Below are 12,095 nucleotides of genomic sequence, written 5' to 3' on the forward strand. Positions count from 1 at the left end.
TGTATCTCCTGTAGCGCCGGTCGCTCCTGTTCCTGTTGCTCCTGTGGCACCCGTATCTCCTGTGGCTCCTGTCGCTCCGGTAGCACCTGCATCTCCTGTAGCACCAGTCGCTCCTGTTCCTGTTGCTCCCGTGGCACCCGTATCTCCTGTGGCGCCGGTCGCTCCGGTAGTACCTGTATCTCCTGTAGCACCGGTTGCTCCTGTTCCTGTTGCTCCCGTGACACCCGTGGCGCCCGTATCTCCCGCAGCTGCTAACAATGTATAATCTGGAGACGTACCTGGCGTACCTGTTGGTGAAGCTGTATTCGCCACATACGTACTTCCATCAAATGTCACCACTTGACCTTCTGGATAGGTTGGGGCATCCGCTGGATCAAATGCTACGATACCAGTTAAGCCTACACCGGTCGCTCCTGTTGTACCTGTTGGACCTGCTGCACCCGCTGGGCCTGCTGCACCCGCTGGACCTCTCCTACCTGTCCGACCTTGAATAACACACACACACGGATCCTTTCCACAACATGGGTTTTTCCTTACTCTCTTACAGGTATCACACTCCCAACCGTAATCTTCATGCGAGTCATACCAACTTCCTCTTTTATTAGATGGACATGATTTTCTACAATGTCTACATCTTTTCATAAGATCACCTCAAGATCATACTATTAAGTAATATGATTTTGGTTCTGATCAATTAACCGCAAATACGTGATGTCCGTGACTAGTTTTTCAAGAGGGCAATCAGACTGAAAATTCCGATCCAGTATATTACCAGCCACTGCATAGGGCTGCCCATTCTTCTTACGGCTTTTCATTTTAACCCAGCATTGCCACTGGTTTTTCTGCATGATACGTTGAACAGTTTTATGGTTAATACGCATTCCCATTTTTAGTATGGCTGTGATTTTCCGATAACCATATCGATATTCGTGCTTTCGGCACAACGTGCCGACCTGTTTCTCTAGTTGTCTTTTAGAATGATTCTGAGTCAGATTCTTTTTCCATCTATCATACGAAGTGCGCGAGATGCCTAAATGGAAACAGATGTCCTGTACCGTCATCGTTTTGCACAATTCATCTACCAGTTTGATTGACGTTTCCTTATCAACTTCCTTTCCAATTCGTTGTACTTTTTTAAAACTTCATTCTGTTGACTCAAATAGCGATTTTCTGCCCGCAGTCTCTCTAATTCGGAAGAGTACTCGGGGCCCTTTCCATACATAGGAATATTGTTTTCCAACAGGTTGTTCGAACCGGTGTGTATCCCCAGCTTTATGCCATCTCACCCATGTCTGAACCTGCGTCTTATTCTTGATATTCAATTCCTGCATGATCTCTTTCATAGGTACGCCTGCCAATCTCATTTCCACAGCCTTCTTTTTGACTTCAACCGGATAACTCACTCTTGTCCCCATAGAAAAAACACCTCCATGTTTTATTTCGGATCACAACGATCTGTTTTCAAACTTGAAGGTGTTTTTTATTTGTCTCATCTTATGGGGTCAGTCCCGCACCCAGGTACACTCTTTCACCATACTTTTTTACCTACTTTTGCTGATCAGATTCTTTCGCCATTTTTCGAATAAAGGCTTCAATAGATTCAACAAATAAGGCATATTCTTTCATTTGTTTATACGTATCTGACAGCTTCTCTTTTAATTCTTCCTGCTCTAGAGAAGGTTCACCGAGAATAGATTGGACTTGAATCAGCAATTCTTTATATTCTTCACGTTTATCTTCAACATGATCTGCCATTGTCTCCAAGCGTTTTCTAGTCGTCGGCTGCTGTTTTGAATTCAAGTAAACAACCCCTTTTTGTCCTACCGCATTTGGATAAACGTCAGCCTCAGCTGTATATATTTTAAAATGATACCATAATTGAACCTGTTATCATATATGTAAAACGTCATCAAACCGCTTTAGGCTAACCTTGTATATACATGATATAGGCTTTAAGATACAGGCTGATCTCACTAGAAAAAAGCAGATCATTGATCTGCTCAGATTGTAGAGAAAGCCATGTTTTTCTACAATTTTTTGCGTAAGTATGATGAAGTGCTTTAATGAAAAAAAGTCTCCCATAAACCGAACATTTTTTGACAAGCAACATTTATTTTTTGCAAAAATGAACGACAGTTCCGATTGAGTTTATCCTCTTTCTTTCTATTGACAACTGTAAGACTAAGTATAATCATATGAAAATGGTTGATGTGATAAATGTGATCAGCTATCTTATAACTTCCATGCTTGTCATTTCCCAATCTTTATCAGATTTTAGTGATATCTCTTTAGATTCCTTGCTTTCAATATTATATTCAATAATTCTGCCAATAGTCCCATTCTTATCCCTGTCAGACATCTTTACCAATGCAAAAACCTTGTCATCTAAAATCTTAACATCTTCTAAATGCTCGTTATCTGATTTTAAATTAAGTGGAAGCTTTTCAGAAGATATCTCTTTGAGGTCTTTGTTGAATGTCTTGACTTCTCCTTCATAGGAGGCTATCGTGACTCTATCCTTGTCTACATTAGTCTTGTAGATAGTGAAGCCTTCATCCATGACAATCTTTCTTTTCGTATCTAGAGTTTTCTTGTCGAGTATAACCAACATAGAATTTTGCTTACTGTCAACGGCATCATTTACGGCAACCAACAATTCTTTATTGTTTAATGACTTCAAAGATTCATTGTTGTCAGGGAAGAAGACCGAGTCCATGTCTATCTCTTTTCGTTTTTCTTTATGATTTTTTGGGTCTATGGAAGACGCTATAACACTATCGTTATTATTATTAATAACGGCATATATTTTCCCATCTTCAAATACTGCCGAAGTCAACGACCCTTCAAGTTCAATCTGTTTCTTATCATCGCCATCTTCTTTCCAGTAGACTAATTCTCCTACTAAGCCATCCTCTGTAAAACCAACGTTAATGTCGTGTAAAACATACCCATTAGAGTAGTTAATAAAGAATGCACCCTCGTCATCTGTAGATTTTGAAAGTGATTTTGTACTCAAAGCCTTTACCTTTCCAGTCTTCTTATTTAAAGACACATGATAGTTAGACCTGTTGGATGAAAAGTAGATATTATGATTGCTCTGAGTAGATGAGGTAAATCCCACGCAGTCTTTCATTATTATACTCGACAATTTCTTTCCTTCATCGTTGTAGTTAACCATCTCGCATCCTCTGTCCATTGCTTGCGAATATATGATAGCAAATTTACTATCTTTCATATGGCTCAATTCTCCCTTAGGAGAGTCCCCCGCAGCCTCCTCTTTTTTTGAACATGCTGAACAAACAAGTGCTATGGCGCAAGCAAATAAAAATAACTTAAAGTATTTCATTCAATCATCTCCTTTCGATTTTAAACAAGCAAAGCAATCGGGGAAATCCCCGACTGCTTATTAACTTACTTTTTATGATAAAAGACCTTCGTGTTGTTAGAGTTTACTAATTCCATTGGCGACACGATTAAATCGTTTTTATAATGGTCAATATCGTGACCTTGATTTTTCCAGGCTCTCCAAGCTAATTGAGAGCAATAGAATTTTTTTGTAGTTTTCTTGTCAAACCAGTTCAGATTGTATGGCTTCTTTTGATTAGCTTGTTTTTCAGCATACTTAGCTGCATTTACATATTTGGTATTATTAGACTTCTTTACCCACAGCCCATATACCTTCTTTCTTTTTCCCCAAGTATTATTATAGAATCTAACTCCATGCTGTTTAATTGGACTCCAACTTTTGTGCCAAGACTCTACGGTATTTGTCTTAGTTCTCGACACAACAGCAGCATGTCCAAAGCCAAACGCCGAACTACCTGAATTCAAGTCGTAGCTAACCAATACATCGCCTTTAGTCCCTAATGCAGTAGCATTTGTATTCATCTTTTCTTTTTCTTCATTGTACTTAGGTAGATACTCGTCAATCACATCATCTTTGATATATTGTTCGATATCTTTCTGCGACTCTTCGAATATCTCTTCTGCTTTTGCTTCCGTAGAGACAGAATCATATTCCTTTTTGCTCATCTCTTGAAGTTCTTTAATCTGTTCAGAGGTCATTCCCTCTGCCTTCATTTCTTCTATTTCTTCTTTGACTCTTTCATCGTTCATAGAAGGAAATACATCTTTCGCTTGCGCATTTCCCTCCAATCCAAATCCAGTGAATAATACAGATGCCGACAACAAGGATGTGACAATAACATTATGTTTTTTCATATTACTACCTCCAATTACTTTTTAGCGTGGTCCACATTTACCATATTATTAGTTAATATGGATTATGTAAACATAAATAGAATTTTAAGGATATTTTAATATGTAATGAATTGACATGTTAATTTTGAGAGAATTTTTAAATTAAAAAAGAGACTATAATAGTCTCTTCTTCACACAGGTACATTTTCTTATTGTCTACTCGATCCAACATCTTGATAACTCTCTCGTAATGACAACCTGTTTCCTCTAATTCTCTCTTGAAACATCAATGTCTAGGAGTGGCTTTTTTTCTTTAGAATTAACCAAGGCGTAGCAGACGTAGACATTTTCTCTACTTGTTTAGCAGATCAATGATCTGCTTCTTTTTGCAAATGCCACGTCTTCAATTTAAGCTTCGTTTCATTTCTACCACTGATGGAGATTGATTTATTTCCCGGGGAAGGAAAGTAACGTGCAGTAAATACTTCCCGGCCTCCGTTGACAAAAATCTCAATCGATGATGCATCAATAAAGATATGCAAATCCTGTAATTCCTCAATTTCTACTTCACGAACTTCCTTTGTTCGATCTTCAAATCGATCTCGCTCTAACGTTAGTTTGCCTTCATCTTTATCATAAATGATACGAGCAGCAGCACGGATACAGCATTCAAACCCTTTTTGTGTTTCAATTTGATCAATGAATACCTCTGCGCTCGTCAAATCTTCAACAGGAATGGAATGAACAGATCGTTTAACGTGAAAAACATGCTCCTGCTCATTTGTCCGCATAGATCGAAGTTCACTTACCGGCTGTTGAATAAGACGTCCTTCATCATCTAAACGAAGCTCTCTCGGAATCGTCAAGCAATGGATCCATTGATAAGAGATGGTTGGATGATGCTCTTCCCCTTGATCTGGTACACCCATCCATCCCATTAAAATGCGTCTGCCCGATTCATCTTGGAAAGTCTGCTGTGCATAAAAGTCAAAGCCACGATCTAGCTCCTCAAACGCTCCATGCGTATATTGGTAGGTACGATCATCCAATGTACCAACAAAATAACCAGATTGATGTGTATTGTTGTATTTGAATCCATCAGGCTTCAGCCCCTGTGGTGACACGATCAATACATCCTGACCGTCTAATTCAAACAGATCTGGACATTCCCACATGTATCCGAAATGATCTAAACCATTCTTTCCACTGCCTGCAATAATGCCTTGAAACGTCCAATTGTCTAATGTATCAGATGTGAATAAGACAAGATGTCCTTTGAGATCTTCACTTTGTGCTCCAAGGACCATGTACCACTTTCCATTCCGCTTCCACACCTTCGGGTCACGAAAATGTGCAGTGAATCCCGTTGGCAAAGTCGCCACGACACCTTTTTTCTCAAAATGAATCCCATCCTCTGACACAGCTAAACATTGATATGTCTCACGATTTCCTTGCTCATCACGGACATTTCCGGTATACATCACATACATACGACCATCATCAATGACTGCACTGCCAGAATAACATCCATTCTGATCAAACCAATCACTTGGCGTGAGGGCAGCCTCTTCATGCTGCCAATTCACTAGATCGGTTGATGTGTAGTGACCCCAGAATTTTGCCCCATGTCCTGTTTTAAATGGCTGCCATTGATAAAACACATGGTAGACTCCCTTCCACTGAATCAATCCATTCGGGTCATTTAAAAGACCGACTGGCGGAATTAAATGGAAGTTCTGACGGTACACATCTTTTTTCACCAAATGCTCATAGTTTCGAATACGATCTGTTACCTTTTGACGAAGTGCTGCGTCCGTTGTTGTCATCACTGTGACCACTCCTTGATTATTTTTCGACTTCTTTGACTTTAAAGATGATGGTAAGAATAAATGAAACAGCAACAGCTATTAACATACCAATAACATAATTTACCACATTTTGTAAACCAAATGGGGCTGCAATGGCAATCATCGGAATCCCTGTTAAACCATAAGCGTTGGCGGCTACCTTCGTGAAGACGACAAACGCCCCGCCTAATGCGCCTCCGATCATTGCAGCAATAAATGGCTTACGATAACGAAGATTCACACCGAATATGACCGGCTCTGTAATACCTAAGAAAGCAGAAAATGCTGCTGGTAATGCGATTTCTTTTGTTTTTGCACGCTTTGCTAAGAAAAAGACCGCTAGCCCAGCTCCGCCTTGAGCGACGTTGGACATGGCCCAGATCGGCAGCAAATAATTCCGTCCAATATCATTTAGAAGTCCTGCCTCAATCGCATGGAAGCTATGATGAACACCTGTCAGTACAATTAAAGAATAAGCGCCTCCGAAAATCAGTCCAGCTAAGAATCCTGCATGGTCATAAACATAAGTGAGTGCATTCGAGATCCCTGTACCAAGCATTCTCCCTAGCGGTCCTACAGCAATAAACGTCACAAATCCAGTCACAATCACCGTCACAAACGGCGTCACAAGTAAATCAATACTGTTCGGCACAACTTTTCTTAAATTCTTTTCAATCACGCACATGATATACACAGTTAATAACACGGGAATGACCGTTCCTTGGTAACCAAGAAGCGCAATATCAAAGTTGAATAGATGCATATATTCTGGTTTTGCGTCTGTCAGTCCCCATGGATTCAGCAAGCTCGGGTGAATCATAATGCCCCCAATGACAGCTCCTAAATATGGATTTCCACCAAACTCTTTGGCTGCACTAACCCCAATTAAAATCGGTAAAATGATAAAGGCAGCACTTGAGAACATATCTAGCATTTGGAAGATGGCAGAGCTTGGATCAGCCCATTTAAAGGCTTTCATCATGCCTAATAGACCCATTAATAAACCGCTTGCTACAATCGCTGGAATGATTGGTACAAAAATATTCGATAGCGTCTTGGCAAAACGTGCAAGTGGATTCATTTTTTGCTTCACGGCTTCATCATGGCTGGCTGGTTTTTGATTCTCGTCGTCTGCCTCAAGACCCGTCTCACGAGCAAAAGGCTCATATACTTTGTTGACAGAACCTGTTCCAAATATGATCTGGAATTGACCCGAGCTTGAGAAGGCACCCTTCACACCCTCCAGTTCTTCAATGGCATCTTTGTCAATCAACGCCTCATCTTTCATCACCAATCGGAGTCGTGTGGCACAATGTGTTGCGCTAATGACATTTTCTTTGCCGCCTAATAATGTTGTTAATTCTTTGGCTGTTTTTTGATAATCCATGTTGTCTCCCCCTTTTTTTAAAACAAAAAAGACCTAAAATTCACTAACGATGAAAGGACATACACGTCCCCTCGTTACGCAAATTTTAGGTCTTGCCTGCCTGACAGTCACAATCCCACGATATTGGTTTTTGATTACGCTTTCATCATAGTATAAGAGCGTGACCTGCGTCAACCTATTTTTTCGAATCAAATGACCCATATACACTAATTAGAGTAGTGTGCATAAAAAAAAGCCTGCGGACAGGCACAACCTTTACACCAATTCGGCATCCTGCAGACGCTGGACATGCAGCGTGATGTAGCCGATCTCCGATTCAGGGAGATGAAGTCCATATTCTTTTTTCAGCAAATCAGCCAGTCCAAGTGCACACCGGTAAGCCGAATCATACTTTGTTTGGATAAAAGTCAGCATGTCATCGTCCATGATTTGAAATGCTTCATTCGATTCCAACCTGCCTAATGCATACCTCAAATGTGTCACAAGCCGCTGATATGAAATACTATCCTCATCAATCGAGCGCTCAAAAACGCTTTCGACATGCTCGATCATTTCTTTGATCATCGTTGTGTATTTGACCGTCTTCTTCATGGACTCCGTATTCATTTTGGCCGTATGAATATGAAGTGCCACATACCCTGCCTCATCGTCCGGCAGGTCAACCCCAAGCCGCTCCTTTACATAACGAATGGCATACTTTCCAATATCATATTCCTGCTTATATAAGACTTTGATCTCACCAAGCAATTTATTATATAAGACAATGCCTTTTTGAACGCGTTCAATGGCAAAGGATAAATGATCTGTCAGTGAAATGTGGATATGATCACTGAGCGGCATCATGAGTTCACCCTCTGCATAACTAATAATATGCTCTGCCACCTCAATATGCGCTTCTGGCAATGTCGCAAGAATTTGTTTAAACTTCTCATTTTCTTCACGCACAACAAAAATCTTCTCTATTTTTTGAACGGGAACGACGTCATTTTTCCCCTTCTGAAAAGCAATTCCGGGCCCCATCACAATTTTCTCCTGATCATCCTCCTTTACAACCACTGCATTGTTATTCAATATTTTATATATCTTCAAGGGGCATCCTCTCCCACAGATAACGTGTCTTATGTGGGATTTTACCCTGTTTCAACTTTTCTGTAAAGATAAGAACGGACCGGCACGAGCCTCTCTCGTTGTCTTTTCATCAAGCATCATCAGACTTTCTTGAAACGGCTTTTCTGTCCTGCGCTTCTTCTTCTTTTCATCTGCCAGTTTCTCTAGCTTTCTCTCATTCACCGCAAGAAAGAATCCTCCATCCACTGCTGCCACTTTCAACCCCTGCTTCTTCAGCAGCTCACCAGGATTCACAAGCACATTCATCACAAAACCAAACCATACACTCAACCAACTCTTCCATTTCTTCACTGAACATCCCTCCGATTTCCTTAGAATCTAGCAGTTCTAGCAAATTAACTGTCCCTATCATATCCCGAGAAAAAAGAGATGTTTGTCACAATCTGGGTGAAAAAACGAACTAGTTTTCAGAAGTTTTGTTGAAAAGTGCAGAAGATGAGCATGTTCCACAATGTTTCTTTGAAAATTTTATACACACACTATCCCAAAGATAAGCACATCTTATCAACAGGGTTTATCCACATATCAACACCCTCTTACTAGATTTTGTGTATGAGGTTTTTTTATTTTCCATATATATATCTGAATAATCGAGTTATCAACAGATTATTGTGCATAAGTGTGACTTTATAAACAAAATAGTTCTTTATGACTATGTAAAATAAGACCATTTTAGTAAAGGAATTGGTTTCATCGTATGGAATACTTAATAACGGGCAGTGAATCTTTCCTATTTATCCACAAAAAGAAAGGCTATCTCCCTAAATACACAGCTAGAAAGGGGAAAATTAATTGAAAAAAGTAATCTCTCGTTCTTCTGTTCTATTGTTCTCCACTATTTTTACCTTATCCACATTCTTTTCAGGTCAGGCTGCTGCCGCTCCATCGAACAAACAGGTGGAACTGGAAAAAGCAGAAATCTTCGGCGAAATCAATGTTAAGTCTAGAAAACACACCACTGTCATTGTTGAATTAAAGGAAAAATCCTTAGTTGAAGCCAAGCAAGAAGGCGAAGCACAAACAAAGGCCTCCCTCAAAAAATCTCGAACGAAAGTAAAGAATGCAGCACTCAAAAAGCTAGATAAAGCGAGTGTTCATCAAGAATATGAAAAAGTCTTCTCTGGTTTCTCTATGAAACTTCCTGCAAACGAAATCCCGAAACTGCTCGCAGTTGACGGAGTAAAAGCCGTTTATCCGGATGTTACATATCAAACAGATGAAGTGAAAAAGAAAAGCGTCCAGCTTCCAAATGAGGATGTCTCTCCACTCATGGATAAAAGCGCCCCATTTATCGGTGCACCAAAAGCTTGGGATGCCGGCTACTCTGGAAAAGGAGTAAAAGTCGCTGTCATTGATACTGGAGTAGATTATACCCACCCTGATTTAAAAGGAAACTTCGGATTATACAAAGGCTATGACTTTGTTGATAATGACTATTCTCCACAAGAAACACCAAAAGGAGATCCTAGAGGCGAATCGACAGATCATGGTACACATGTCGCAGGAACAATTGCGGCAAATGGACAAATTAAAGGTGTCGCAAAAGATGCCACCCTTCTCGCCTACCGTGTCCTTGGACCAGGCGGATCAGGAACAACTGAAAATGTCCTTGCAGGCATCGATCGGGCTGTCACTGACGGAGCCGATGTCATGAACCTCTCTCTTGGAAACAGTGTGAATAACCCTGATTATGCAACAAGCATCGCACTGGATTGGGCCATGTCTGAAGGGGTTGTTGCTGTGACATCAAACGGAAACAGCGGGCCAAACAGCTGGACCGTTGGATCTCCTGGGACATCAAGAGATGCTATTTCTGTCGGAGCCACTCAGCTTCCGTACAGTTTATACAACGTGAAATTCCCGAACTATTCAACAGCAAAAGTGATGGGCTACTATCAAGAAAATGATTTAAAAGCACTTGACCAAAAACAAGTCACACTCGTCCAAGCAGGCATCGGTGACGAAAAAGATTTTGAAAACATCGATGTCAAAGGAAAGGTGGCAGTGATTGAACGTGGAGCCATTGCCTTTGTTGATAAAGTGGACAATGCGAAAGCTGCTGGTGCGATCGGCGTTGTCATGTACAACAATACCGATGGAGAAATCCCTGTGGATGTACCAGGTCTAGCCCTTCCGACGATTAAGCTGTCAAAAGCGGAAGGAACAGCACTTGTTAAAGCCATTGAGGCTGGTAACAATACAACAACTTTCTCGATTCAATTTGTGAAAGAGTTAAGTGAACAAGTCGCTGACTTCTCATCTCGCGGACCTGTTGTCGATACGTGGATGATCAAACCAGATCTTTCAGCACCTGGCGTGAGTATTGTCAGCACCATTCCGACACACGATCCTTCTCAGCCATACGGCTATGGATCGAAGCAAGGAACAAGCATGGCATCTCCTCATGTAGCCGGAGTAGCAGCGATTATTAAACAAGCAAAACCATCGTATTCTACAGAGCAAATTAAAGCGCTGATGATGAATACAGCAGAAACATTGTATGACCCAAATGGGAACCCGTTCCCTCACAATACGCAGGGCACAGGCAGCGTTCGAATCATCGAATCACTTCAAGCGTCTTCTATTGTGTCTGATGCAAGCTATTCGTACGGCACTTTCTTAAAAGAAAAGGGCGTTCAAATCAAAACGAAGAAGTTCAAGGTAGAAAACCTGTCAAAAGCACCGAAAACCTATACCATTGATTACAAGTTCGATGGCAACGGCATTAGCACAAACGGCACGAAAAAAATCACAGTAAAAGGGAATTCCACAGGGTCCTTTACTTCCGCAGTACAAGTGAATTATGGAAAAACGAAAAAAGGAACGTACCAAGGCAGTATCACCATTCGCGAAAATGGCAGAAAGGTCACTGAAATCCCTACTTTATTGATTGTAAAAGAGCCTGATTACCCGCGCGTCACTTCGGTTTCCGTAGAGCCGGATAACCGTGCTGGAAGCTATGTTATTAGCAGCTATCTCCCAGGCGGTGCTGAAAATCTTGCATTCCTCGTCTACTCGACAGATGGAGAGTATTTAGGTGAAGCAGGAGTTTATCAACATGTTGATAAAGGAGAGCATCGTGTGAAATGGAATGGCACGATCAATAAAGGACAGAAGTTAGAAGCAGGTGAGTATACAATGCTTGCGTATGCAAGCCTGAAAGGCAAATCAGATACGGTTCAAACAAAAGAACCATTCGATATTTATCCTGAATAAACAAGAATCACATAAAAAGCCTTGTATGAGCCCATCAGCTCAACAAGGCTTTTCTATCATGTATGGAGGAAAGAGCAATTCATGTTGATATGGCTATGGATCGTTTCTTTTATGACAGCTTTTTTTCTCACGATCACCTTGGTTTATTTTTTTACCTTTTTACATGCAAAACAGCCTCGTCCTTTTCATCAAGCATGTGAACTGACTGTCTATACCACCTGCATTTATCCGCTTAGCTTGGCGGTGACAGCTGCCTTTATTCTCACCATGATGCTCCTCTATCCCTTTTATTGGCTGCGCAGACGGTAAATTTACAT

At 40.9% G+C, this 12,095-nt stretch carries 9 protein-coding genes and 2 pseudogenes; 2 read left to right on the forward strand and 9 right to left on the reverse strand.

Annotated features, from left to right (window positions below):
• The 9 genes and pseudogenes from KVT11_RS21005 to KVT11_RS08905 form a co-directional block, all read right to left on the reverse strand.
• Positions 1-501 (reverse strand): annotated as a pseudogene (locus KVT11_RS21005) (hypothetical protein); the annotation flags it as partial.
• Between the two features lie 200 nt (positions 502-701).
• Positions 702-1,415 (reverse strand): annotated as a pseudogene (locus KVT11_RS08870) (IS3 family transposase); the annotation flags it as partial.
• Between the two features lie 130 nt (positions 1,416-1,545).
• Positions 1,546-1,800 carry a hypothetical protein gene (locus tag KVT11_RS08875; protein WP_008359596.1) on the reverse strand — a complete coding sequence of 85 codons (255 nt, stop codon included), beginning with the start codon at positions 1,798-1,800 and terminating at the stop codon, positions 1,546-1,548.
• Positions 1,801-2,227: 427 nt separating this feature from the next.
• The gene (locus tag KVT11_RS08880) at positions 2,228-3,346 is read right to left on the reverse strand and encodes a hypothetical protein (RefSeq protein WP_008345471.1); all 1,119 of its coding nucleotides are present in this window, start codon (positions 3,344-3,346) and stop codon (positions 2,228-2,230) included.
• 65 nt (positions 3,347-3,411) lie between these two features.
• Entirely contained in the window at positions 3,412-4,221 is an 810-nt protein-coding gene (locus KVT11_RS08885; protein WP_008345472.1) for a hypothetical protein, read from the reverse strand.
• A 347-nt stretch (positions 4,222-4,568) separates the two neighbouring features.
• Positions 4,569-6,026 (reverse strand): glycoside hydrolase family 32 protein, encoded by a 1,458-nt coding sequence (locus tag KVT11_RS08890; RefSeq protein WP_182489030.1) that lies wholly within the window; start codon positions 6,024-6,026, stop codon positions 4,569-4,571.
• Between the two features lie 19 nt (positions 6,027-6,045).
• Positions 6,046-7,434 (reverse strand): sucrose-specific PTS transporter subunit IIBC, encoded by a 1,389-nt coding sequence (locus KVT11_RS08895; protein ID WP_007497804.1) that lies wholly within the window; start codon positions 7,432-7,434, stop codon positions 6,046-6,048.
• Positions 7,435-7,689: 255 nt separating this feature from the next.
• On the reverse strand, positions 7,690-8,523 hold the full coding sequence (locus KVT11_RS08900; protein ID WP_210552254.1) for a PRD domain-containing protein: 834 nt from the start codon (positions 8,521-8,523) through the stop codon (positions 7,690-7,692).
• 51 nt (positions 8,524-8,574) lie between these two features.
• Positions 8,575-8,853, reverse strand: a complete 279-nt coding sequence (locus tag KVT11_RS08905; RefSeq protein WP_017360131.1) for a hypothetical protein — start codon at positions 8,851-8,853, stop codon at positions 8,575-8,577.
• A gap of 501 nt (positions 8,854-9,354) precedes the next feature.
• Here KVT11_RS08905 and KVT11_RS08910 point away from each other — a divergent pair.
• Positions 9,355-11,778, forward strand: coding sequence for a S8 family peptidase (locus KVT11_RS08910; protein ID WP_025208182.1), 2,424 nt, complete (start codon positions 9,355-9,357; stop codon positions 11,776-11,778).
• A gap of 81 nt (positions 11,779-11,859) precedes the next feature.
• The gene (locus KVT11_RS08915; RefSeq protein ID WP_017360133.1) at positions 11,860-12,087 is read left to right on the forward strand and encodes a hypothetical protein; all 228 of its coding nucleotides are present in this window, start codon (positions 11,860-11,862) and stop codon (positions 12,085-12,087) included.
• Positions 12,088-12,095 lie beyond the last annotated feature (8 nt).

The sequence above is a fragment of the Bacillus sp. GbtcB10 genome (genome assembly GCF_019091365.1).
In the GTDB taxonomy this organism is placed as follows: Bacteria; Bacillota; Bacilli; order Bacillales; family Bacillaceae; genus Bacillus; species Bacillus altitudinis.

Bases quoted from the DNA above. Each gene is read 5' to 3' on its own strand.
- KVT11_RS08880 (WP_008345471.1), bottom strand. From the start codon at position 3,346: ATGAAATACTTTAAGTTATTTTTATTTGCTTGCGCCATAGCACTTGTT.
- KVT11_RS08885 (WP_008345472.1), bottom strand. From the start codon at position 4,221: ATGAAAAAACATAATGTTATTGTCACATCCTTGTTGTCGGCATCTGTA.
- KVT11_RS08890 (WP_182489030.1), bottom strand. From the start codon at position 6,026: ATGACAACAACGGACGCAGCACTTCGTCAAAAGGTAACAGATCGTATT.
- KVT11_RS08895 (WP_007497804.1), bottom strand. From the start codon at position 7,434: ATGGATTATCAAAAAACAGCCAAAGAATTAACAACATTATTAGGCGGC.
- KVT11_RS08915 (WP_017360133.1), top strand. From the start codon at position 11,860: ATGTTGATATGGCTATGGATCGTTTCTTTTATGACAGCTTTTTTTCTC.